Here is a 23917-nt window from a genome sequence, read left to right on the forward strand (position 1 = left end):
TTATGAATAGTGTTACTATAAGCGATGGAAAAATGACCGCAATAATTAGTCATTTTTGGATTATCGGAACTATTATTGCCTTTATATTAAACCTAAATACAAAAAATAGTTTTGCTAGTTTTTACACTAAACAAATGCTTGGTATACACCTGCTTTCTTTTTTAAATGGATTAATTATTTTTAAATATTTAGGAGGTTTTGCTGGCTATGCTGTAAGTATATTATTATTTGTTAGTTGGATTATCAGCTTTATGGCTGCCATTAAAGGGGAACGAAAATTAATTCCATTTTTAGGAGATCAATTTCAAGATTGGTTTAAAGGAATTTAAAATAAATTACATCATAAATATGCGAATAGATTTTATTATTTATTTGCATATTTTTTTATTAAAACACATGTATTAAAATGCTAAATTATATTGTAAGAGAGCCTAAACAGGCAACTACTAATCCACCGTTATTAATTTTATTGCACGGATATGGTAGTAATGAAGACGATTTATTTTCGTTTGCACAAGAATTACCTGAAGATTTACTAATTGTTAGCGCACAAGCTCCTTACCAAATGGGTGGCGGTGCTTTTGCTTGGTATGCCATTAATTTTGATGCCGTTAAAGGTAAGTTTTCAGATTTAGAACAAGCAGCAACATCTGTAACTAAAATTGCTGGTTTTATTGATAAAATTAAAGAAAAATACAACACGAATCCTGAGAAAACTTTTGTTTTAGGCTTTAGTCAAGGTGCTATTTTAAGTTATGCCTTGAGTTTAAATTACCCCAATAAAGTGCAACATGTTATTGCGTTGAGTGGTTATATTGATGAAAATTTAATCAAAAATCAGCAAGAAAACACTAAAATCACAACTGATTATTATATTTCTCACGGAACGGTTGACCAAGTAATTCCTGTGGATTGGGCTAGAAAAGCACCTGTATTTTTAGAGGAAAACAACTTAAAAAATGACTATTCAGAATATAATGTTGGGCATGGTGTTGCGCCTCAAAATTTTTACAGTTTTAAAACTTGGATAGAAAAACGTTTGTAAAAATATCATTATAGTAAATTTATAAAAACCGAGCTTAAAACTCGGTTTTTTATTTGATGTTTTTTTATCATAAATAAGCAAAAAATTAGCCTAATATTTGACTTGCGTGTTCCTTGGTTTTTACTTTACTGATAATATCTTCGATGATTCCATTTTCATCAATAACAAAAGTGGTTCTGTGAATACCATCATATTCACGTCCCATAAATTTTTTAGGTCCCCAAATACCAAAAGCATTAATTACTTCTTTTTGTTCATCTGCTAATAAAGGAAAAGGTAAATCATGTTTGTCAATCCATTTTTGTTGACGCTTTGCCGAATCGGCACTTGCTCCTAAAATAGCGTAGCCTTTTGCCAAGAAAGATTGATAATTATCTCTTAAATCGCAGGCTTCATTAGTACAACCTGGCGTACTTGCCTTCGGATAAAAAAATAAGACTAATTTTTTACCCTTATAATCTGAAAGTTTTACCACATTTCCTTTTTCATCTACCGATTCAAAATTTGGCGCGGCATCTCCTACTTGTAATGTTGTCATAATTTTTGAGTTTGAATAGTTAGTTCTACTATCAAAGTTACAACGTTGCTTTGAATTATCAATAAATTGACACTTGTTCTTTGTTAGTTTGTATCTTTGAGACTTATTTCTTGTCAAATAATCTTAAAAAACACAAAGAATGACCAAGGCTGAAAAAGTGCAATTTGTTATTGATACACTAGCTGAATTATATCCAGAAATACCTGTTCCTTTAGATCATAAAGATCCTTATACGTTGTTAATTGCGGTGTTATTATCGGCACAATGTACCGATGTTCGAGTAAATAAAATTACGCCTTTATTGTTTGCCAAGGCAGATAATCCTTACGATATGGTAAAAATGAGTGTCGAAGAAATTAAGGAAATTATCCGTCCTTGTGGTTTATCGCCAATGAAATCAAAAGGAATTCACGGTTTATCAAAAATATTGATTGAAAAACATAACGGTAAAGTTCCTCAAAGTTTTGAGTATTTAGAAGAATTACCTGCCGTTGGGCATAAAACTGCGGGCGTGGTCATCAGCCAAGCATTTGGAGTTCCTGCATTTCCTATTGATACACATATTCATCGCTTATTATATCGTTGGAATTTAACCAATGGAAAAAATGTTGTGCAATCTGAAAAAGATGCAAAACGCTTATTTCCTGAAGAAATATGGAACGATCTTCATTTGCAAATAATTTGGTACGGACGGGAATATTCTCCTGCTCGTGGTTGGAATTTAGAAAAAGATATTATTACCAAAACCATCGGAAGAAAATCGGTTTTAGATGATTATTACAAGAAAAATAATCTAAAAAAAAGTAAATTATAGGCATAAAAAAGCTTCAACAATTTATTTTGTTGAAGCTTTTTCAAACTAATTCAAATTCAATTCAATCAGATAATTAGATTTAGTTTTAATTACACTTAATGATTTAGAAAAGTTAATTAAAAACTGAATCGTTTCTTTTTTGGGGTTCATTTTGAAATCGGAAGATTTATCTAAGTAAACTTTCATCATATATACCTATTGTTTTCAAGTATTTAACGATAAAAATTCACCATTATTGCCTAATTAACTAGAAGTATATTATTTTTTTCAATTATTTTTCGCATATTAATTAAAGCATAACGCATTCTTCCTAAAGCAGTATTGATACTTACCCCCGTATTTTCAGCAATTTCATTAAAACTCATATCGTTATAAATACGCATTTTTAATACTTCTTTTTGCTCTTCAGGTAATTCTTCTAACAGCTCTTTTACATCTGCTAGTATTTGCTCTTTTATTATCTTGTTTTCTACATTTAGACTACTATCTGCTAACACCGAAAAAATATCAAAATCTTCCGTGTTTTTAAATTTAGGCATCCTATTATTTTTTCTAAAAAAATCAATAATTAAATTATGAGAAATACGCATAACCCAAGGTAAAAACTTCCCTTCTTCGTTATAATTTCCTTTTTTTAATGTTTTGATTACTTTTATAAAAGTGTCTTGAAATAAATCTTCTGTAGTGTCTCTATTTTGTACTTTACTATAAATAAAACTGTACAAACGTTGCTGATGACGCTTAATTAATAATTCTATCGCCAGTTCTTTTCCGTTAATGTAGTCTTTTACTAAAACGCTATCGCTTACAATATCTTTATATACCATAATTACTTTTTTACAGAGCACCTTAAGCACTCTTTTGTTAAGGGGGAGGATTCTTAAAAGTAATTTTTTAGGTATAGGCTGTAATTAATTGATTATTAGACTTCAAATATGTGATTTTTTTTTCATAAAAACAAGAATTATTCCATTTTTATTAAAAAAACTATAAAGCCTTTTCCGCTTATTTAATTGAGAAATCGTACTTTTATCGCTTATTTTTTAAGTACATGAAAAGAGACCTTTCTGCCATCAATCCCAAAGAAAATATCATTATAAAAGGTGCTAGCTTGCACAATTTAAAAAACATTGATGTTGTTATTCCTCGTAATAAATTAGTAGTAATAACAGGGCTTTCAGGTTCTGGAAAATCAACCCTAGCTTTTGATACTTTATATGCCGAAGGACAACGACGTTATGTAGAGAGTTTGTCGTCGTATGCGCGTCAGTTTTTAGGAAAATTACACAAACCAAAGGTCGATTATATTAAAGGTATTTCACCCGCTATTGCTATTGAGCAAAAAGTAAATTCTACCAATCCTCGTTCTACGGTAGGAACCTCAACCGAAATTTACGATTATATAAAACTTTTATACGCTCGAATTGGTAAAACCATTTCGCCAATATCGGGTAGCCAAGTAAAAAAACACACGGTTTCTGATGTTGTCAATTTTATAAAAACATTCGAAGAACGTAGTAAATTATTGCTTTTAGCTCCTATAACAATCAACGAAAAAAGGGATTTAAAAACCGTTTTACAGGTGTTAACTCAACAAGGATATGCCCGTATAAAATACAATAATAACGTTGTTCGAATTGAAGATTTCCCTATTGATCACTATGCTACATCCGAAGAAAAAGGACTTTTTTTAGTTGTTGATAGAATTGTTACTAAAAATGAAGATGATTTTTACAATCGTTTAGCCGATGCTATTCAAACCGCTTTTTTTGAAGGAAAAGGAACCTGTTTTATTGAAAATTTAGGCGATAAAACAATTACAGAATTTAGCAATAAATTCGAATTAGACGGCATTACTTTTTTAGAACCAAATACCCATTTATTTAGTTTTAATAATCCCTACGGGGCTTGCCCAACCTGCGAGGGTTACGGAAGTGTTGTAGGTATTGACAAAGAATTGGTGATTCCAAATACAGGTTTATCTATTTTTGAAGATGCTATTTTTCCTTTTAAAACTGACAGCTATAAACACTATAAAAATGAGCTGGTTTTAAATGCCATGGATTTTGATATTCCAATTCATAAACCTTGGTTTGAACTTTCTGAAATTCAAAAAGAATTGGTTTGGAACGGAACCAATAAATTTGAAGGAATACACGATTTATTCAATAAATTGGAAGAAAAAAGCTATAAAATTCAAAATAGAGTATTGCTTTCTCGCTATCGAGGGAAAACAAGCTGTACCGATTGCAATGGAAAACGACTTCGAAAAGAAGCCAATTATATACAGGTTCATGGAAAAATAATTTCCGAGTTAGTAACACTTCCTTTAGATGAATTATCAGTGTTTTTTAATACTTTAAAACTCAATAAACACGAATTAACAATAGGAAAACGATTGCTTACTGAAATTAAAAATCGTTTGCGATTTTTAACAGATGTTGGCTTAAATTACCTAACTTTAAACAGAACCTCCAACACCCTTTCTGGAGGCGAAAGTCAGCGAATAAATTTAGCAACATCCTTAGGTAGTTCACTAGTTGGTTCTATGTATATTTTAGATGAACCGAGCATTGGGTTACATCCGAAAGATACCGAAAAACTCATTGAAGTTTTAAAAAATTTACGCAATTTAGGAAATACCGTTATTGTGGTAGAACACGATGAAGATATTATGAAACACGCCGATTATATTATTGATATCGGCCCAGAAGCAGGAACTTATGGCGGTAATGTGGTTGCCCAAGGAACTTTTGATGCTATTATGAAATCGGACTCTTTAACGGCTAAGTATTTATCCGAAGAACTTAAAATTGATATTCCAAAAACACGTAAAACATCAAAAAACACCATCAATATTATTGGTGCTCGTGAGCATAATTTAAAAAATATTGATGTTTCTTTTCCGCTAAATACCCTAACTGTTATTACAGGAGTTTCTGGAAGTGGAAAAAGTACGCTTGTTAAAAATATTTTATATCCTGCGATGCAGAAAAAACTGCTTGGATATGGCGAAAAAATGGGACAATTTACCGAGATTACAGGAAGCTTTGAAAGCATAAAACACGTCGAATTTATCGATCAAAATCCTATCGGACGTTCTTCAAGGTCAAACCCGGTAACTTACATAAAAGCCTACGATGATATTCGAAAATTATTTTCAATTCAAAAATTAGCGAGTATCAGAAATTATCAACCAAAACATTTTTCTTTTAATGTTGATGCAGGACGTTGCGAGGTTTGTAAGGGCGAGGGAATAGTTACTATTGAAATGCAGTTTATGGCAGATGTGCATTTGCAATGCGATACTTGCCACGGAAAACGCTTTAAAAAAGAGGTTTTAGAAGTTCATTTTGGTAAAAAATCTATTGATGATATTTTAAATTTAACCATTGACGATGCTGTTACTTTTTTCGAAGAACGAGAACAATTTAAAATTTCTCGTAAACTAAAACCCTTGCAAGATGTTGGCTTAGGATATGTACAATTAGGGCAATCGTCATCAACTTTATCGGGTGGAGAAGCGCAACGTATAAAGTTAGCTTCTTTTTTAATGAAAGGAAACACCAAGGATAAAACTTTATTTATTTTTGATGAACCTACCACAGGGCTTCATTTTCATGATATTAAAAAATTACTACGCTCTTTTAATGCTTTAATTAACAAAGGACATTCGATTATCGTAATTGAACATAATATTGAATTAATTAAATGTGCCGACTATATTATTGACCTTGGTTTGCAAGGCGGAAAAAATGGTGGAAATTTAATTTTCACAGGAACTCCAGAAGATTTAATCAAAAATAAAGACTCTTTTACAGCGCATTATTTAGCCGATAAATTGATATAAAAAATAGAAAAGCTGCCTAACCTTTTCGGGATAAGCAGCTTTAACATAACAAAAATTAACAAAACTCAATAGTTCTTACTTACTGAAGGTTTTTATCACCAACAGTCGGATTGTACACATAGTTAAAAGTATAATATTGTGCACCTGAATTTTTAGGATCGGCAGAATTTGAACTGTCCATATCTTTATAATAACTTAAAATTTCTATTTTAGCATAATTCCCATCAATCGTTTTTACAACAAGTACTTTTCCTGCTACAGGATTTATACTGTGGTCAGAAAAATTATAAGTGTACCACAAACTTTTTGGCAAGGCTAACATTCCTTTTTCATCTTGCTTAAAACGAGCAGATTCGGGGGCTTTTGTAATCTCTGAAAAAGTTCCTAAGGCTAAAGCGATACTTGCTTCTCCTGTTCTTTTTGGCTCTTCTTTAACTCCTGTTGCCACTCCTCCATTAACGATAATTGTGGTGGCTCTAAAGGCGATATCCCAATTATTATCGGTTACAATTCCTCCTTTTTTAAAGCTAAACTTTACAAATTCACCTGAAGCCGTTGCAGGATTTACCGCATAATCGGTAAGTTGTTTTGCGTGTAAGTTTTTGACTGTTCCTGAAATTGGTAAGTTTTTTTGATATGTATTCCAACCATGATTTTTAGCGTCATCTGCACTTGGCACAGCTGTAGTTTTTCCTTCTTCTAATGATTTCACCTCTTTTTTATACATGGTAAATTCACTGTCTTTTACCTCCTTAAAAAACAACACATAAAATGAATTATCATTTTCAGAAATTCCAATCCAACGATTATCTTTACTTGAATAAAACTCTTTTCCTATGGTATAACTTGCAGTATGTAAACCCGCTAAATTATAAGTGATTTTATCCGAAGAAATACTATAGGTTGCTCTATGAATATTTCCTTGCACATCAAAATCTCGACTAAAAACACCTTCGATATCCATGTCGTTATTCATCTCTGGCGTATCTTCTCCACTACAAGAAACAGCTATAAAAGCAACTAAAAAGATTAGCAAAATTGATTTTAAAATTTTCATTTTTTATATATTTACTTGATTATTTTTTTATCTAAAAATTAAACTGAAGACTTCCGTAAAAAGTTGTTCCTAACTGTAAAACGGTGTCGTTATTTTTAAATGTTTTTTTATTTTCTTCTCCCTTTTCATTAAACAAATTATTAACCCCTACTCGAAGATTCATTCTGTTAAAAAATGTTTTGGTAGCGGCAATATTTATTTGTGTGTTTCCTGCTACAAAATCATCAAATTCATCAATAACTCCTTGACTATTATTCGTGTCAAACAAGGCGTATTTACTTCGATAAACAGCTCTAATATTTGCCGAAAAATCATGGGCATAATTTTCATAAAAAACTTTAAAGTTTAGCATATGCTTCGATTTATTTGGCAAGCCATAATAATTTGACAGTTTCATTTTTTGAGAAGGCGAAGTACTTGTTTTTCTAAAAAATATCTCCCCCGATTTCAGCTGATCTTCTTGTATTTTATCTCCTGTATCTAAAAATTGATACCCTGTTAAAATGCTAAAATTTGAATTGATTTTATAGTTGATATTTAATTCTACTCCTTGCATATAAACCTGGTTTCTATTTCGATAAGAAAAAACTCTCGTTCCTATTGGCAATCCTAAAGAAAGTGGTTTTAATCGGGTGTCAAAAGAATCAATCATATCTTTTAAATCGTTTCTAAAAATATTGACATCTAATTTTAATTTTCGAGTAGGTTTTAGTTGAAATCCGAAGTTATAACCAATCGAACTTTCGGGTTTTAACTCTTTTTCAATGGTTTTTATTTCAGAAATATCCGGAAATAACTGATGTATTGTTTGCGTTCCAAAAACAACATATCCGTTTGCTGAATTTTTAAAATTGAAATGAAGCTGTCTAAAATCAGGCGCTTTAAAACCAAAACCAACCGACCCTTTTGCAGTAAGCCAATTATTAATTTTATAACTAGAAGATAATTTAGGCGTAAATGCCGATTTATATTGATTGCTTTTTTCAAATCTAGCACCAATAATTACATTTAACTTGGCATTCGGATTAAAATCAAACTGCCCAAAAACATAAGGCGTATCGTATTTTTTAACGCTATTAAATTCCGTTCTTTCTAATGAATTAAAATTTGATCCTAAACCTACAACTAAGGTGTTTTTACCAAAAACAGTAGTCGATTTAATTTCAGGACGCATTAATTTTTCATTGTATAGCTTATCTTGTTCATTAAAAACACTTTCTGTAGTATATTTTGTAGTATAAAACAGGTAGTTTAAACTCCAATTATCCTTTATTTTATGATGTATATTGGTGTTAATATTCCAATCTGTTCGCTTGTTTTTAGATGATTTAATAGCTTGTTGCGATTGTGTATAAAATCGAGAAGAAACTACGGTTTTTAACTGATCCGAAAAATCATAACTTAGTTTTAAATTTCCTGTAAAATTCTGATGTGCTTCTGTTGTTTTTGAAGCGGTTTCTGGAGATAAATCAAAGCCATTGCTCGAATTTAAATTAATACCAGAAACCAACCCAAATCGCTTCTTTTTTAACTTAATATTACTGTTAATATCTAATTCATTTGCTGCGCCACCTTTTGCTAAATAGCTTACAAAACCTTCTATTTTACCATTTTTTGGCTGTTCGGTTATAATATTAATAACACCACCAATCGCCTCAGAACCGTACAAAGATGACGACGGTCCTTTAACAATTTCTATTTGTTTGATGTTGTTTACACTCAGCCTACTTAAATCAATATTTCCGGATGCTCTTCCTACAACAGGAACTCCATCGATTAAAATTAAGGTGTAATCAGCAGCAACTCCCTGAATTTGTACGCCTTGAGAGCCTCCAAAGTCAGACACTAAAGTAATACCTGTTTGTTCTAATAAAATATCTTTTAGCCGTACCGCACCTGATTTTTGTAATTGTTCTTTCGAAATTAAAGTAACAGGCATTGGTATTGATGATAACTGACGCTTTGTTCTTGTTGCTGTTACCACCACTTCTTCTAAACCATAAGAAGCGGTACAACCATTGTCAGTCGCCATTTTTTCTTGAGAAAAAACAGTTAAACTGATAAAGGCAAATACACTTACAAACTTCCTATATAGAAACATTCTTAATAATTTTCGGCAAATATATACTCTTATTATTAATCAATCTAAATAAAATGTATATTTTTACAAAAAATTTATTACATCAAAAATAATCCTTAAAATGAAAAATTTATTACTGGGAAGTTTAGTACTTCTTTTCGCTGTTTCGGCAAATTCTCAAAGTAAAAAAACAAAAGATAAAGAGGCTATCAAAAAAATGTGTGGTTGTTTTGAAGTAACTTTTAATTTTGCAGAAACCTTTAATAATAGTAAAGACTCCCTATACAAACCTTCGAAAATAAAAATTGATACTGCTTTAGAATGGGCGGAATTAATTGAAGATGAAAATAACAAAATTGCCATACAGCATTTATTGCAAGTTGGTAATCCTGCAAAACCGCACATCGTAAAACACTGGCGACAAGATTGGATATATGAAAATAAAGATTTTTATATGTTTAATGGTGACAACAATTGGTTGTATGAAAATAAAACTAAAGCAAGTGTAAAAAAACAATGGACACAAAAAGTGTATCAAGTAGATGACAGCCCTCGTTATGAAGGTTCAGGGTCATGGGTACATGTTGATGGGAAAACTTACTGGGAAAGCACCACTGACGCACCTTTACCTCGTAGAGAATACACCAAAAGAAGTGATTATAATGTAACCGAAAGAGGAAACCGTCATGAAATTACAAACTACGGATGGTTGCACGATCAAGACAATAAAAAAATTATCAGAAAAACAGGTGAAAAAGATGTTATTGTAGCATACGAAAAAGGGTATAATACCTATGTTAAAGTTGCCGATTCTAAATGTAAACCTGCACAAAAATGGTGGAAAGAAAACCAAGAAAAATGGCAGTTAGTTAGAAATAAATGGAGTGACATATATGCTAAAAACACCGATCTTGGCTTACATAAAAAGGTTAAAAACAAGGCATTGTATAAGTACTTATTTTCTGATGAAATAAAAGATGAAAAAGAAATAAATAATGTAATTGATTCTTTTGTTAAAAAATAATTCAAATGAAATTATTTAAACAACTTTTATTAGCTAGTCTTTGCTGCATTAGTACATTGGTTTTTTCTCAAAACACAAACATTTTTTTACAAAGAGATTTTTGGAAAACAAACCCTAGTATTGAACTGATAAATCAAAAAATACAAGAAAAAAATAACGCTACTGCATTAAATTCTCACGGATTTGATGCAGTTACTTACGCTATTTTAGAGAACGTTTCGAATGCTACAATCAACTATTTACTAAGCTTAAAAGGCAATGGCATTGAAAAACTTACACACGACAAAAGAACCTATGTTTTTTGGGCGGCTTATAAAGGTAATGTTGGGTTAGTAAAGCATTTTATAGAGAATAACGCCAAAGTAAACATTAAAGATTCGCATCATTTTTCGCCCTTAACTTTTGCCGCTGCAACAGGGCAAACGAATATCGAAATTTATAATTTGTTTATCAAAAATGGGATTGATATTAAAAAGGATTTTGATGAAAATGGTGCAAATGCACTTTTATTAGCCATGCCTCATTTTAAAGATTTTAAACTAATCGATTTTTTTATCTCTAAAGGATTGTCATTAAAAAGTGAAGATAATCACGGAAACGGCGTATTTAATTATGCTGCTAAAAAAGGAAATAAAACAATGCTTGAATTGCTGATAAAAAAAGGAATTTCTTCTAAAGGATTAAATAAAAATGGTGGAAATGCGTTTTTACTAGCCTCAAAAGGTTCAAGAAATGGCTATAATTCACTTGCCTTTTTTAAGTACTTAGAAAATATAGGAATCAATCCAAATATCAGTAATAATAAAGGAGAAACTCCACTTCATAATTTGGCTTACGGTAATAAAGATATTGCTGTTTTTAAGTACTTTTTAAGTAAAGGAATTGCTGTAAACAAAACAGATTCCCAAGGAAATACTGCCCTAATAAATGCTGCTAGTAGAAATTCGTTAGCGGTGATTAAATTGTTAGCATCAAAAACTAAAAACACTAATCAAACCAATAAAAAAGGGGAATCGGCGCTTACAAAATCATTAAAAAACAGCCCTGATATTGTGGCATTTTTATTAAAAAAAGATGCAGATATTTCTGTGATAGATACCAAAGGAAATGGTTTAAACTATCATTTATTCAAAACGTTTAATGATAAAAAAGAAGTTGAATTTGAACAAAAATTAACCTTATTAGAAGCAAAAGGTTTACAGGTTAATCAAACTCAAAAAAATGGAAATACCTTGTATCATTTGGCAGTTCAAAAACAACATTTAGCGATGTTAAAATTTATCAAAAAGTATAAAATTGATATCAATACTAAAAATGAAAAAGGTTTAACAGCATTGCAAGAAGCCGTATTAATTGCTAAAAACAACATTATTATTAAGTATTTAATTGCTCAAGGTGCTCGCAAAAATGTAAAAACAGCTTTTCAAGAAACACTATACGATTTAGCAAAAGAAAATGAAGCTTTAAAAAATACTGATATCAATTTTTTAAAATAATCAAAAAACTTATTTTTTTTGATTTAGTAAATTATTAAAAATGAAAAAAGTACTTATAATTTTAAGTGTAGCCTTCGGAATTATGGCGTTTAATACTTCGGATGCGCTAAGCTATAAATGTATGATCCAAATGAAAAATTATACGGGCGAAGGTGCCTATATTATTGTTTCATTACTCAACCCAAACGGCGAATATGAAAAAACTTTAGCTGTTCAAGGCGATGACCAGGAATGGTATTCAGACATTACCGAATGGTGGGGTTTTCAAGGAAAAGTTCGTACAGATATTGATGCCATTACAGGCGCAACTATTAGCCCAGGAAACAGAGCGATTACCATGCTTCAAATTGATAGCAAAAAACTAGATAAAGGCTATAAAATCAGGTTTGAATCGGCTGTGGAAGACCAGGAATATTATAAAGATGATATTGAATTTGAACTGACTTCAGAAAACTTAAAAAATAAAAAGGAAGGCAAAGGGTTTATCCGATATATTCGCATGATTGCACAATAAATTTCAATAAAAAATGACCATTTCAATTTGGAGGTATAGCCACTTAACTTTGGCTATATCTTCTTTTATTTTTATCCTTACCGCCTCGATTACAGGTATTATTTTAGCTTTTGAACCTATTTCAAATCAGTTAAAACCCTACGCAATACCTACCGATCAAATTAGCCTTTCTCAAACAATATCATCTTTAAAAAAAGAATATCAAGAAATTATCACACTAAAGGTTACTCAAAATAACTTTGTTAGCGCTTCGGTAATTACCAAAAAAGGGAAAAACAAACGCTTTTACATCAACCCTATTTCTGGTAAAAAAATAAGCAATATTATTCCAAAATCAAAGATTTATAAATGGGCTACAAACCTACACAGATCGTTGTTTTTAAAATCTACAGGGCGGTTTTTAGTTGGGCTATTCTCTTTCTTGCTACTTTTAATTACCATAACAGGAAGTATTTTAATTATTAAAAGACAAGGCGGAATTAAACGCTTTTTTAGCAAAGTTGTTAAGGAGAATTTTGCGCAATATTACCACGTAGTTATTGGGCGTTTTGCCTTAATTCCTATTATTATCATTACTGTTACAGGTGTTTATTTATCTTTTGAAAAATTTAATATTTTACCTAATACTAAAATTAAACACACCTTTAATTCGAGTAGTTTTACGGGTTTTCCTTCGGATAAAAAATCTGTTAAAAAAATTCCTATTGAGGATTTCGCTACTTTTAAAAAAATCAAATTAAGTGAATTAAAAAGCATTGAATTTCCTTTTTCTGATGATAATGAAGATTATTTTTTATTAAAATTACACTCAAAAGAACTAATTATACATCAATATTCTGGTGAAATTATTAGTGCTAAAAATATCTCTTTAACAGCTATCTTAGTTGATTGGAGTTTATTTTTACACACAGGGCGTGGCACTATTTTTTGGGCGATTATTTTACTTTTAACAGCTATTTCTATTTTATTTTTTAGCTATTCAGGTTTTGCTATCGCCTTAAAAAGAAAGCAAAAAAGCCTGCTTCCTAAAAATACTCTTAAAAAAGATATTGCCGAAATTATCATCCTTGTAGGATCGGAAACTGGCGAATCTTTTAGAAATGCAACTTCTTTATATAATGCGCTTATTATCAGCAAAAAATCAGTTTTCATAGCGCATTTAAACGATTACACTTCCTATAAAAAAGCACAACATTTACTATTATTAACCTCTACCTATGCCGAAGGAAAAGCACCTGTTAATGCTACAAATTTTTTAAATTTATTACAAAAAATAACACCTGAAAACAATATAAAATATGCCGTAATTGGTTTTGGTTCTTTGGCATATAAAGACTATTGTAAATTTGCCATTGATATTGATAACGCCCTTGAAAAGCATCCGAAATTTGAAAAAATAACAGCTCTTTATAAAATTAATAATCAAGATTTTTTAGCCTTTAAAAAATGGGAACTAGAATGGTGTCAAAAAACAGGTATTGATTTACAGCTAAAATTAAACATCCAAAAACATAAAAAACAACAACAATTTTCGGTAGTTAGTAAAACCTTATTAAACAATGATGCTTGTTTTTTAATTCGATTAAAACCTATTAAAAAGATAAAATTTACCTCGGGCGATTTAATGGCTATCATTCCTAAAAAAGATGGTGTTAAACGCTTATATTCTGTTGGAAAAATTGAAAATGATGTTTTATTAAGCGTCAAAAAACATGAATTTGGCGTGTGTTCTAATTTACTTTTCAATCTTGAAAAAAACACAATTTTAAAAGCCAAAATAGAAAAAAATAAAGCGTTTCAATATCCGAAGAAATCAAAAAAAGTTATTTTAATTGCCAACGGAACAGGAATTGCTCCCTTTTTAGGAATGTTAAATAACAGTGGTGAAATGCACTTGTTTTGGGGCGGAAGAACGCAAGAATCCTTAAAAATATACCTGCCTTTTTTATCGGATTTAAACCCTAAAAATATTCACATTTCTTATTCGCAAGAAAAAAATAAGATCGCAAAACAATATGTACAAGACAGCATTTTTAATGAACCCGATTTAATTGCCGATACCTTAAAAAATAATGGAAGTATTCTAATTTGTGGTTCTGTTGCCATGATGAATGGCGTTTTAAAAGTTTTAGCTCAAATTGCTTTACAAAAATTAAATACTCCAATTGATAAATTTAATGCTACTTATAAACGGCAAATTAAAACAGATTGCTATTAAAAATCTTATAAAAATATGTTTTTTAACGAATTCTAATTGGTTTCTTACGGATTCTAATTAACAGTAAGTTACACCAAATTTTCTTGCTAATTTTGATGGTATAAAAACAAGTACTATGTGGTCAAACAGCAATTATTCTTCTATCTTAAAAATGCATTTAAACAAATACAATCGTTTAAAATTACAAATTAACAACAACGGGTTTATCGCTTCTATTGAAAAGCAAGAAAATGGACAGTGGATTAACGACCGAAATTTACCTAAAATTTTAAATAAAATATCAAATAGTTTTCATTTAGAAAAAAATATGACCATTATATTAGAGCAGTAATAATTCTTGAAATTTTCAAGCAGGGAAAAAGCCGTATAGAAGCATATAAAATTCAGAAATAACATTTAATTTAATTAAGTTTGTTACTATGAAATTGCTACAATCACTACTTTTATTTGTTTTTTTATTTATTACCACAAGTGTTATATCTCAACAAAATAACTTAAAGAACTACACTTTAAAAAGTGGTTTACCTAGTTTAAAAATAACTGATATTACTCAAGATAATAATGGTTATTTATGGTTTAGCTCTAGTAAGGGAATTATTCGTTTTGATGGCAATAAATTTAAAACCTATACTCATAAAAATGGTTTAATTTCAAATAACACAACGGTTATTTCTGCTCAAAAAAAGGCTATTTTTATTGGTACAAACAAGGGGTTTTGTTCCGTAATTAATGGTAAATTCAAACAGTTTGAGAGTGACAGAATAAACTGTATAGTAACAAGCCCTTCACAAACTTTTCTAGGAACAAACAAAGGGATTCTTAGGCTTCGTAAAGATTTTTTACCGAATATTAGAACCAATTTTCAAATTGATTTAAATAAAATTAACGATTTAAAGTTTGATGGGAAATTTTATTGGATAGCAACCAACAAAGCTTTATGGAAACTCGATAAAATAATTAATCCAACGGTTTTAAAAAGAATTGAGCTTGGTAATTATACCGCTATACTTATTAATAAAAAAAGAATTATTGCTACAACTTATAACGATGGAATTAAGTTAATTATTAATACTAAAGTTAAAACGATAAGCACAGCTTTAAAAAATATTACGGGTATAAAATACATCAACAAACAGTTTTGGATTGTTAGCGAAGATCAAGGAATTGAAATACTTGATTCCAATTTTAACTTCATAAAAAGCATTAATAAATACAATACATTAAAAACAAATCAAATACAAACCGTTTTTCAAGACCAAGAAAAAAATATTTGGATTGCCACAAATAATCATGGTATTTACAGGCTAAAGAGTAAGAATATCGTTCGAAAAAAACCTGTAATTACCTTTCAAAACATCGAAATTGTTTATCAAACATTAGACAGCATAAATATTAATGAATACCCAAAAATTCTATCACTAAAACCGTCTAAAAACCATGTTTCATTTACTTATAAATCGGTTAATATAAATACGCCTGGGAATATTTTATACCGCTATAAATTAAACAGAGGCTTTAGTAAATGGAGTGGTAAAAATACGGTTGATTTCCCTTATTTAACCCCAGGAAATTACACTTTTACAGCGCAATCTAAAATCGGAAAAATCAAAAGCAAACCCATTCATTTTCAGTTTTTTATTGACACTCCGATACATCAAAAAAAATGGTTTCAGTGGCTTATTACTACTTTACTAAGCTTATTATTACTAGGAAGAATCTTATTTTATATCAAAAAAATAAAAGTGAAAAACAAAACTAAAATTGAAAAACTACAAGCGGAAAATCATTTATTATCGCTTGAACAAAAAGCCTTGCAATTACAAATGAATCCGCATTTTATTTTTAATGTTTTAAACGGAATTAAGGCCCTTGGAAATGCTGGTAAAACAACTGAATTAAACAATACAATAAGTAAATTCGCTATTCTTTTAAGAGCTGTTTTAAATAATTCGAGGCAAGAAGAAATTAGTTTAGCAGATGAAATAAGCATCCTTAAAAATTATATTTCGCTAGAACAACAGATAAATGCTACTTCTTTTGAATACGAAATTAATACTGACGTAAACCTTGATGCAGAAGAAATTTTAATTCCTCCAATGCTAGTTCAACCCTTTGTTGAAAACTGTATTAAACATGCTTTTAAAGCATCAAAAAGCAATAAAATTTCGATTATATTTTCAACAAAAAATCAATTTTTAGAATGTAGTATTATTGATAATGGAATTGGGATTCAGCAATCAAAACTGCAAATAAAATCAAGTTCTCATAATTCTGTTGCTATTAAAATTACCGAAGAACGCATTAAAACACTTTCTAAAAAAAGTGCATTTTCTATTGCCGAAATTTCTAAAAACAAAGCTATTATCGGAACAAAAATATTTTTCAAAATCCCTTTAAAAACAGATTTTTAATATGCAAAAACTTACCGCAATTATTGTTGATGATATGCCTAGTGCTTTAGAAATGTTACAAAATGATATTTTAACGCATCATCAAGAAATTGAAATAATAGGAACTGCAAAAAGCGTTGTAGAAGCAGCTATTTTATTACAAAAACTACAGCCTGATATTTTATTTTTAGATATTATGCTTGGTGACGGCACTGGTTTTGATGTTCTTGAAATTCATCCAAACTTAACTTCAAAGGTTATTTTTGTTACTGCCAGTGATGAATTTGCTATAAAAGCCTTTAAGTTTGCAGCTATTGATTATATTTTAAAACCCTATTCAAACGATGATTTATCAACAGCTATTGATAAGGCAAAAAACCAGATTAAACCAGCGGTAGAACAACTTAGCGTTTTACAAGAATCTATAAAGCAGCCTAATTTACGCCCTAAAAAGATTTCATTAAATACTACGGATAAAATTGTTGTGGTTAATTTAGATGATATTGTTCGTTGCAAATCTGACAATAACTATACGGAGTTTTTTTTTATCGATGGGCAACATCTTTTAGTTAGTAAAACCCTCAAGTATTTTGCTGATATGCTAAAAGAATTTAACTTTATAAGAATTCATCAAAGTCATTTAGTGAACATACAATACATCAAAGAGTTCATCAAATCAGATGGCGGATATTTAGTTTTAAAAAACAAAATAACAGTTCCTGTATCTGTTAGAAAACGAAATGAGGTTATTACACTTTTAGGAAAAATATAAATCTATTTTTTTTTATAAATTCCATTAGTTTCATTAATTTTTACCTATTTTGGTCTTGTACTAAACAATAAATATATGGTTGCACTGAAGCCCAAAAAAGGTAGGTTGTTAATTGCGGAACCTACTATTTTAAACGATAGTTCTTTTAAACGAACTATTATTTTACTAACTGAACATACCTCAAAAAGCTCTGTTGGGTTTATTTTAAACAGACCCTTACAGCATACTTTGAACGACTTGGTACCTGAAATCGACTGTGATTTTAGAGTGTATCAAGGTGGTCCTGTTGAGCAAGATAACCTGTATTTTATACATAAGGTTCCTCAACTAATACCCAATAGTATTGAAGTTGCTAATGGTATTTATTGGGGTGGTAACTTTGAAAATTTAAAAGAACTGTTGGTTGAAAACAAGTTAAAACCAACAGATATTCGCTTCTTTTTAGGATATTCAGGATGGGAAACAAACCAATTAATTGATGAATTAAATATTGATTCTTGGTTTATTTCCGAAAATGATTACAAAAATATTTTAACAACTAATAACGAGAGCTTTTGGAAAAATAAGCTACTTCAAAAAGGTGGTAAATATAAAATTTGGGCAAATGCACCAAGCGATATTCAAATGAATTAACCAGTAATAGCTAATAATTTAAGGCTGCTCTTTATTTTATTAGTTATTTCTGATGTAAATACTTTTTTTCGATAATTAGTAACTGATTGAATACCAATAATAGCATTTGTAATAAAAATTTCATCTGCTTTTTGTAATTCAAATGGAGAAATAACGGTTTCTTCAACAGTATAGTTAGGATGTTTTTCTAAAATTTCTAACACTTTTTTTCTAGTAACTCCTTTTATACATCCCTCGGTTAAAGCAGGTGTTTTTATAACGCCGTCTTTTATTACAAAAATATTCCCGTTAGTAGCCTCAACAACTCCTTTTCGTTCGTTAAGCAATATACAGTTGTCTAAATCGTTTTCATCAGCAAAAACAGCCGACAAGGTATTTAGCATTCTATTAGTTGTTTTTATAGTTGATAACAACCCCGAATAATTATAAAAATCTTTATATAAATCTATTTTATAACTCGTTTTTTCTATCGGATGAAACTCACTTGCTTCAATTAAGTAATCAATATCATTTGATGCTGGGTTATACAAGCCGCCATCTTTTCTATAAACGGTTAATCGAACCCTATAATTTAACGATTTAGGAAGTTCATTTGTTACCTTTAAAATTTCTTCTTGTAAAAATTCAAGCGTAAATTTCATTGGAATTTTCATACGTAGCATTCTCATTGAAGCCATTAATCTAAAATAATGATCTTCCATAAAAACAACCTTTGTATTTAAAACTCTTACCGTTTCAAAAATAGCATCACCATATTTAAAGGCTCTATTATCGTTAGATAATTGTAGTGCTGTTTTTGGTATTATTTTTCCGTTAAAATTGATCATTTTTAAAAATTTGATTGCAAAATTACAATTTAGGTAATTAGTAGCCATAAAAAAACTCGACTAAATATCGAGTTTTTTTATAAAACGTAAAACACTACGCTCCTATACTATTTTTTAAGCTTTCAATTTGACTTTCCCATAACATTTTTGCTTCTTCTAGGTCGTCTTGATCATCAGCAAAATCAGTAACAATAACAGCTACGTCTTTCGTTAAAGCATCTACCTGTATTAAAAATTCAAAATAACTTTCATCACCTTCACTTTCAATCCATTTATATTTTATGCGTTCGTTTGCTTTTTTTGCTAAAATTTTAGCCTCCTCTTCTGAACCATCCCAAGTAAAAGTAATTAATTTTCCACGAGAATTAACACTATCAGCAAACCATTCTTCTAATCCTGAAGGGGTTGCCAAACTATTAAACAGCATACTTGGTGATGCGTGTATAGGAAATTCTAATTCGTATTTAACTTTTGTCATTTTTTTTTTCTTAGTATGGCAAGGTATATATATTTTTTTTAAAAAAAAATTCATTTTTATTACATTTTTTATTGTGTATCTAAAAAGAAGTTGTATATTTGCACCCGCAATGGCGAGATAGCTCAGTTGGTTAGAGCGCAGGATTCATAACCCTGAGGTCGGCAGTTCAAATCTGCTTCTCGCTACTAAAATCCCATGAAACCCTTTATTTTAAAGGGTTTTTTGTTGTTTTTATTCGCTACAAACACAAAACGCGTCAGAGGCTCGCCAAAACATATTCTTTTTACTGTTGATTTTACTCTAAAATTTAACGTAAAAAAAAAATGTCAAAACTTCAAAATAGTAATATCACACTACCTTTTATCGACTATATTCCTGCCGAATTAAAAGAAAATAAAGTTTGGGAAATTGTGTATTACGCCATAGACCCCTACGAAACAAAGGCAAATGATCGATTAAAAAGAAAAAGGCATAGAGTAAGACCTTTTAAATGTAAAAAAACAAGGAGGATATACGCCAAAGCAATTGTTATCAAATTAAACCAACAATTAATGCGAGGCTGGACACCTTTTTATTGCGGCAATAACTCGCCAATACAAGAACAAAAACCACTAAAAAAAGTAAAATTATTTGAAGTATTTGATAATTACCTACATCAAATAAATCAACAAACAAGAAAAGACTCTTTGCGACCAGATACGCTACGAGCTTACACCAGTTACGTTAAAAACCTAAAAGCATACTTAATTACCAAAAAACAAGAAAACGCTGCCGTTTCTTACTTTAATGAGAAATTTTGTCGTGATTTTTTAGATATGATTTTTTATGAACGCAAAAATTCAGCCAGAACACACAACAATTATTTAGGTTTTATATCGCTTTTTAATCGTTGGCTAATCAAAAGAGAGCATTTAAAAGTAGATTTTACAGGGGATATTGATAAAATTAGAGTTTCTGAAAAAATAAGAACTATTATTCCACTAAAAGAACGAACAGAAATTTTTAATCATTTAGAAGAAAACGATAAGCACTACTTTGCTTTATGCTATACCGCTTTTTACTGTTTAATCCGTAGAACTGAATTATCTAAATTAAAAGTTGCTGATGTTCTCTTAAAAAATGGAATTATTAGTATTTCTTCAAATGTGAGTAAAAACAGAAAATCGCAAATAGTAACAATTCCAAACCAATTAATACACGTTTTAATAGATCATTTAAAAAATGCTAATAATCATGATTTTCTATTTTCTGATGATAATTTTAAACCTGGAGAAACTCAATTAGAACCGAAAAGAATATCTGATACCTGGAGTAAATACAAAAAAAAGCTAAATTTTAGTAAATTTTACCAATGGTACTCTTTGAAAGATACAGGAATTACCAATTATTTACATTTAGGAATCCCAACAATTGACGTCAGAAACCAAGCAAGGCATTATTCAATTAAGCAAACCGAAGAATATTCACCCAAAACAATACTAAAAGCCAGTGGTACTATTCAATCGGCTAAACTTGATATTTAATTCGAGCATTTTACGTGAATATAATATCAAATTTTTACGAATTTTTAATTGTTTTGGGGTTTGGGGTTTTTAAAGTTATCATATATACAAACGCCCCCTTTTTCGGTCTTCCTTTTTGACGCTACATAAAAAGCGGTATTTAATTATGTTTTCTATCCAGTAGAACTAAACTTTATTGGAAAAACACCCTTTTTTTATACTCACTACCAAAAAACACGCTACAACCCTTGTTATTATTGGGTTTATTGTGAGTATAATATTTATACTCACAAATATTACTTTTTTTAAATTAATTGACTTTACACTACTTAAATCATTGATGATAAATAAATTACACTTATTTTTTTAAAGTATTTTATTGAGTAAAATTTTGTACTCAATCGCTGAAAAATTTTGTACTCACTACTAAAAACAAGGTTTATTCACTAAACAACGTGTTTAAATCACAAAAAACTGCTTGTCATTAAAAGATATTATGTAAATTTAAAATGAATAACTATGTTTACAATCTAAATCATAAAAAAATTGAATATTGGAAAATATTGAAAAATACAAACCTACATTTACTGACATAACTAATTGGAATAAAAAACCCTATTCAAGTACGGGAGGAACTCGCTCAAAAAAAATTTATACTAATCTAAATGAAGAAGAGTACTTCTTTAAAGGTTCAAAAAAACTTAATGATGATACATTTAAATATCCTACAGAATTTTGGAGTGAAATAGTTTCTTCTAAGATCGGGCAATGGCTTGGTTTTGATTTATTAGATTATAATATTGCTTACGACAAAAATGATGAACAACAAATAGGTTGTTTGTCTAAATCTATGGTTGAATATACAGAGAATAAACTATCCGAAGGAATAGATTTTTTAAGAGGTTATGATTCATCATATAATCCAAATGAAGATGAGTATAGATATACTTTTGATTTTATAAAAAAAACTTTGAATTACTTTAAGTTAACAAATTATGAGCCTAAATTTATTAAAATGTTAATTTTTGATGCTATAATTGGAAATTCAGATAGACATCAAGAAAATTGGGGTTTTATTTCAAAATATAAAGAAACAATTATAGAAATTGACGAAGAAATTAAAACCAAGAAATCTTTTTTTAGTAAAATTGAACCTAAAATGAGAAAATTTATAGCCAAGATAGCTTTAATAAATAGGGGAATAGAAGAGGGAAATAATATCAAAACTAAAAGAAGTACATTACTTAATGAAAGTTTAGTTGTACGAACAGAATTTTCACCTATATATGATAGCGGTTGTTGTCTTGGTCGAGAATTACTAGATGTAAAGATTGAAAAAATGGTTACTAATTCTCAAATGATGGAAGCATTTATAAATAAAGGAAGATCAGAGGTTCGTTTTAATGAGGGAAAAAAGCCACGACACTTTGATTTATTAAAAGCACTAAATAATGATTATGAAAAAATTTTTGTAGACACATTAAAAATAATAAATCACAACTATTCTCTAGAAAAACTATCTATAATAATCAATAATATTGATAAAGAATTGCCTATTCAGTTATTTAACTTTAAATTACCTGATAATCGCAAAGATTTGATGATAAAATTAATAAATTTGCGTATTAATAAATTAAATAATTTAAGTGAGTAAAATTGGAAACATATTTTTAGTTTGGCGTAAAGGTCCAGGTGCTAGAAGAATTACGGTTGGTAAAATCAAACAAAATTCATCTCATGGTACTCGATTTGAATACATTCAAGAAAATATCGAAAAAGCCATAGAAGAGGGATTCATACCATATACAGGTTTTCCTAAGACGGATAAAAAATATAATGAAAATGTTATTGAAATATTTTCACAGCGATTATCTAAAGCCGAAAGAAATGATTTAAGTGATTTTTATACGTTTTGGAGAGTAAATCCTTTAAAAAAAACTGATGCATATTATATGCTATCACAAACTCAAGGATTATTACCTATTGATAATTTTGAGTTTTTAACAAATTTCAATCCTAAAAAAGGATTAAATTTTGTTACTGAAATTGCAGGTTTAACCAAAACTAAAATCCCTTCTGAAAACGTTTCAGTTGGTGATTCTTTATCATTTAAATTAGATACCACTAATTCTTTTGATAAGTTTGCTGTTAAGCTTTATAAAAATAATCAATTAATTGGATATGTAAAACTAATTCACTCTATAGTCTTTCATAAAAGAAAAATGAATATAAATATAAAAGTTCATCATATAGAGAAAAATGGAATACTGAAAAGGGTTTTTATTGAAATAAAAATGTAGTTAATTATCTAAACATTACAGGGAAACACTTGGATATTAGTATAAAAACTATGATTAAACATTACCCATAAAAAATGCCCAAGTCTTCAAAACTTGGGCATAATAATTAAAAACTTTATTTTATTCTAAATCTTTTAAAACTCCTTCAAAAATATTGTATTTCAAATCAGTTAAATTTTTATTTTGATAACGATTTTTATCGGCATAAATATAATTATTCTGATAATTATCAAATTTTTCAGTAAACAAAATAATATCGGCATCAAATTGACTTTTTGAACCACCACGCATTTTACCATCCGTAGTTTGCTGAAATATTACAATAAATAATTTACCATCGTATTTTTTACGTAAGTCTTTATCTACTTCAAAACCTTTT

21 protein-coding genes, 1 tRNA gene and 1 pseudogene are annotated in these 23917 nt (G+C 29.4%); 16 read left to right on the forward strand and 7 right to left on the reverse strand.

Features of this window, described 5'->3' with window-relative positions; translation table 11 throughout:
* The first annotated feature begins 2 nt into the window (after positions 1–2).
* Together AQ1689_RS10355 and AQ1689_RS10360 are read left to right on the forward strand one after the other, a co-directional pair.
* Complete coding sequence (locus AQ1689_RS10355; protein WP_101956032.1) at positions 3–329, forward strand: hypothetical protein; 327 nt, start codon at positions 3–5, stop codon at positions 327–329.
* A 77-nt stretch (positions 330–406) separates the two neighbouring features.
* Positions 407–1045 (forward strand): alpha/beta hydrolase, encoded by a 639-nt coding sequence (locus AQ1689_RS10360; RefSeq protein ID WP_180947578.1) that lies wholly within the window; start codon positions 407–409, stop codon positions 1043–1045.
* 85 nt (positions 1046–1130) lie between these two features.
* Here AQ1689_RS10360 and bcp read toward each other — a convergent pair whose 3' ends face one another.
* The gene (gene bcp, locus AQ1689_RS10365; RefSeq protein WP_058884547.1) at positions 1131–1583 is read right to left on the reverse strand and encodes a thioredoxin-dependent thiol peroxidase; all 453 of its coding nucleotides are present in this window, start codon (positions 1581–1583) and stop codon (positions 1131–1133) included.
* 139 nt (positions 1584–1722) lie between these two features.
* Between bcp and AQ1689_RS10370 the strand changes: the two genes are divergently transcribed.
* Positions 1723–2397 (forward strand): endonuclease III domain-containing protein, encoded by a 675-nt coding sequence (locus tag AQ1689_RS10370; RefSeq protein WP_101956034.1) that lies wholly within the window; start codon positions 1723–1725, stop codon positions 2395–2397.
* 239 nt (positions 2398–2636) lie between these two features.
* Here the strand turns inward: AQ1689_RS10370 and AQ1689_RS10375 are convergent, their stop codons facing one another.
* Positions 2637–3224, reverse strand: a complete 588-nt coding sequence (locus AQ1689_RS10375; protein ID WP_101915877.1) for an RNA polymerase sigma factor — start codon at positions 3222–3224, stop codon at positions 2637–2639.
* Between the two features lie 224 nt (positions 3225–3448).
* Between AQ1689_RS10375 and uvrA the strand changes: the two genes are divergently transcribed.
* On the forward strand, positions 3449–6247 hold the full coding sequence (gene uvrA, locus AQ1689_RS10380) for an excinuclease ABC subunit UvrA (RefSeq protein ID WP_101956035.1): 2799 nt from the start codon (positions 3449–3451) through the stop codon (positions 6245–6247).
* A gap of 79 nt (positions 6248–6326) precedes the next feature.
* On the opposite strand, the gene AQ1689_RS10385 is transcribed toward uvrA, so the two are convergent.
* Together AQ1689_RS10385 and AQ1689_RS10390 are read right to left on the reverse strand one after the other, a co-directional pair.
* Positions 6327–7304: an HmuY family protein gene (locus AQ1689_RS10385; RefSeq protein ID WP_101956036.1), complete on the reverse strand. Its 978-nt coding sequence runs from the start codon at positions 7302–7304 to the stop codon at positions 6327–6329.
* Between the two features lie 31 nt (positions 7305–7335).
* Positions 7336–9405: a TonB-dependent receptor plug domain-containing protein gene (locus AQ1689_RS10390; protein WP_101956037.1), complete on the reverse strand. Its 2070-nt coding sequence runs from the start codon at positions 9403–9405 to the stop codon at positions 7336–7338.
* Positions 9406–9505: 100 nt separating this feature from the next.
* On the opposite strand from AQ1689_RS10390, the gene AQ1689_RS10395 reads away from it, so the two are divergent.
* From AQ1689_RS10395 to AQ1689_RS10430, 8 genes are all read left to right on the forward strand, one after another.
* Positions 9506–10408, forward strand: a complete 903-nt coding sequence (locus AQ1689_RS10395; RefSeq protein WP_101956038.1) for a DUF6607 family protein — start codon at positions 9506–9508, stop codon at positions 10406–10408.
* A 5-nt stretch (positions 10409–10413) separates the two neighbouring features.
* Positions 10414–11904, forward strand: coding sequence for an ankyrin repeat domain-containing protein (locus AQ1689_RS10400; RefSeq protein ID WP_101956039.1), 1491 nt, complete (start codon positions 10414–10416; stop codon positions 11902–11904).
* Between the two features lie 40 nt (positions 11905–11944).
* A complete protein-coding gene (locus AQ1689_RS10405; RefSeq protein WP_101915883.1) occupies positions 11945–12418 on the forward strand; it encodes a DUF2271 domain-containing protein in 474 nt (157 codons plus the stop codon).
* 13 nt (positions 12419–12431) lie between these two features.
* Positions 12432–14636 (forward strand): PepSY domain-containing protein, encoded by a 2205-nt coding sequence (locus AQ1689_RS10410; protein ID WP_232122570.1) that lies wholly within the window; start codon positions 12432–12434, stop codon positions 14634–14636.
* Between the two features lie 115 nt (positions 14637–14751).
* Complete coding sequence (locus AQ1689_RS10415) at positions 14752–14967, forward strand: hypothetical protein (protein ID WP_101915884.1); 216 nt, start codon at positions 14752–14754, stop codon at positions 14965–14967.
* Between the two features lie 88 nt (positions 14968–15055).
* The gene (locus AQ1689_RS10420) at positions 15056–17047 is read left to right on the forward strand and encodes a sensor histidine kinase (protein WP_101956040.1); all 1992 of its coding nucleotides are present in this window, start codon (positions 15056–15058) and stop codon (positions 17045–17047) included.
* A 1-nt stretch (position 17048) separates the two neighbouring features.
* Positions 17049–17798 carry a LytR/AlgR family response regulator transcription factor gene (locus AQ1689_RS10425; protein ID WP_101956041.1) on the forward strand — a complete coding sequence of 250 codons (750 nt, stop codon included), beginning with the start codon at positions 17049–17051 and terminating at the stop codon, positions 17796–17798.
* Between the two features lie 75 nt (positions 17799–17873).
* Entirely contained in the window at positions 17874–18431 is a 558-nt protein-coding gene (locus tag AQ1689_RS10430) for a YqgE/AlgH family protein (RefSeq protein WP_101915887.1), read from the forward strand.
* Here the strand turns inward: AQ1689_RS10430 and AQ1689_RS10435 are convergent.
* Positions 18428–19258 carry an aminotransferase class IV gene (locus AQ1689_RS10435; protein WP_101915898.1) on the reverse strand — a complete coding sequence of 277 codons (831 nt, stop codon included), beginning with the start codon at positions 19256–19258 and terminating at the stop codon, positions 18428–18430. The two genes, AQ1689_RS10430 and AQ1689_RS10435, sit on opposite strands and share 4 nt — an antisense overlap.
* Positions 19259–19352: 94 nt before the next feature.
* Complete coding sequence (locus AQ1689_RS10440) at positions 19353–19736, reverse strand: START-like domain-containing protein (protein WP_058886225.1); 384 nt, start codon at positions 19734–19736, stop codon at positions 19353–19355.
* A 111-nt stretch (positions 19737–19847) separates the two neighbouring features.
* Here AQ1689_RS10440 and AQ1689_RS10445 point away from each other — a divergent pair.
* The 4 genes from AQ1689_RS10445 to AQ1689_RS10460 all read left to right on the forward strand — a co-directional run bounded on the left by AQ1689_RS10445 (position 19848) and on the right by AQ1689_RS10460 (position 23538).
* Positions 19848–19921, forward strand: a tRNA-Met gene (locus AQ1689_RS10445).
* Positions 19922–20059: 138 nt separating this feature from the next.
* Complete coding sequence (locus AQ1689_RS10450) at positions 20060–21259, forward strand: tyrosine-type recombinase/integrase (protein ID WP_101956042.1); 1200 nt, start codon at positions 20060–20062, stop codon at positions 21257–21259.
* 532 nt (positions 21260–21791) lie between these two features.
* The gene (locus AQ1689_RS10455; RefSeq protein WP_101956043.1) at positions 21792–22892 is read left to right on the forward strand and encodes a HipA domain-containing protein; all 1101 of its coding nucleotides are present in this window, start codon (positions 21792–21794) and stop codon (positions 22890–22892) included.
* A complete protein-coding gene (locus AQ1689_RS10460) occupies positions 22885–23538 on the forward strand; it encodes a hypothetical protein (RefSeq protein ID WP_101956044.1) in 654 nt (217 codons plus the stop codon). Before AQ1689_RS10455 ends, AQ1689_RS10460 begins: the two co-directional genes overlap by 8 nt.
* A 120-nt stretch (positions 23539–23658) precedes the next feature.
* On the opposite strand, the pseudogene AQ1689_RS10465 reads toward AQ1689_RS10460, so the two are convergent.
* Positions 23659–23917 (reverse strand): annotated as a pseudogene (locus tag AQ1689_RS10465) (hypothetical protein); the annotation flags it as partial.

It is taken from the genome of Tenacibaculum finnmarkense, from assembly GCF_900239185.1.
GTDB classification, from domain to species: Bacteria; Bacteroidota; Bacteroidia; order Flavobacteriales; family Flavobacteriaceae; genus Polaribacter; species Polaribacter finnmarkensis.

Coding starts and splice junctions, on each gene's coding strand:
- AQ1689_RS10360 (WP_180947578.1), top strand. CDS start 407: ATGCTAAATTATATTGTAAGAGAGCCTAAACAGGCAACTACTAATCCA.
- AQ1689_RS10450 (WP_101956042.1), top strand. CDS start 20,060: ATGTCAAAACTTCAAAATAGTAATATCACACTACCTTTTATCGACTAT.
- AQ1689_RS10375 (WP_101915877.1), bottom strand. CDS start 3,224: ATGGTATATAAAGATATTGTAAGCGATAGCGTTTTAGTAAAAGACTAC.
- bcp (WP_058884547.1), bottom strand. CDS start 1,583: ATGACAACATTACAAGTAGGAGATGCCGCGCCAAATTTTGAATCGGTA.
- AQ1689_RS10405 (WP_101915883.1), top strand. CDS start 11,945: ATGAAAAAAGTACTTATAATTTTAAGTGTAGCCTTCGGAATTATGGCG.
- AQ1689_RS10400 (WP_101956039.1), top strand. CDS start 10,414: ATGAAATTATTTAAACAACTTTTATTAGCTAGTCTTTGCTGCATTAGT.
- AQ1689_RS10410 (WP_232122570.1), top strand. CDS start 12,432: ATGACCATTTCAATTTGGAGGTATAGCCACTTAACTTTGGCTATATCT.
- AQ1689_RS10395 (WP_101956038.1), top strand. CDS start 9,506: ATGAAAAATTTATTACTGGGAAGTTTAGTACTTCTTTTCGCTGTTTCG.
- AQ1689_RS10430 (WP_101915887.1), top strand. CDS start 17,874: ATGGTTGCACTGAAGCCCAAAAAAGGTAGGTTGTTAATTGCGGAACCT.
- AQ1689_RS10390 (WP_101956037.1), bottom strand. CDS start 9,405: ATGTTTCTATATAGGAAGTTTGTAAGTGTATTTGCCTTTATCAGTTTA.
- AQ1689_RS10435 (WP_101915898.1), bottom strand. CDS start 19,258: ATGATCAATTTTAACGGAAAAATAATACCAAAAACAGCACTACAATTA.
- AQ1689_RS10440 (WP_058886225.1), bottom strand. CDS start 19,736: ATGACAAAAGTTAAATACGAATTAGAATTTCCTATACACGCATCACCA.
- uvrA (WP_101956035.1), top strand. CDS start 3,449: ATGAAAAGAGACCTTTCTGCCATCAATCCCAAAGAAAATATCATTATA.
- AQ1689_RS10425 (WP_101956041.1), top strand. CDS start 17,049: ATGCAAAAACTTACCGCAATTATTGTTGATGATATGCCTAGTGCTTTA.
- AQ1689_RS10415 (WP_101915884.1), top strand. CDS start 14,752: ATGTGGTCAAACAGCAATTATTCTTCTATCTTAAAAATGCATTTAAAC.
- AQ1689_RS10355 (WP_101956032.1), top strand. CDS start 3: ATGAATAGTGTTACTATAAGCGATGGAAAAATGACCGCAATAATTAGT.
- AQ1689_RS10420 (WP_101956040.1), top strand. CDS start 15,056: ATGAAATTGCTACAATCACTACTTTTATTTGTTTTTTTATTTATTACC.
- AQ1689_RS10385 (WP_101956036.1), bottom strand. CDS start 7,304: ATGAAAATTTTAAAATCAATTTTGCTAATCTTTTTAGTTGCTTTTATA.
- AQ1689_RS10370 (WP_101956034.1), top strand. CDS start 1,723: ATGACCAAGGCTGAAAAAGTGCAATTTGTTATTGATACACTAGCTGAA.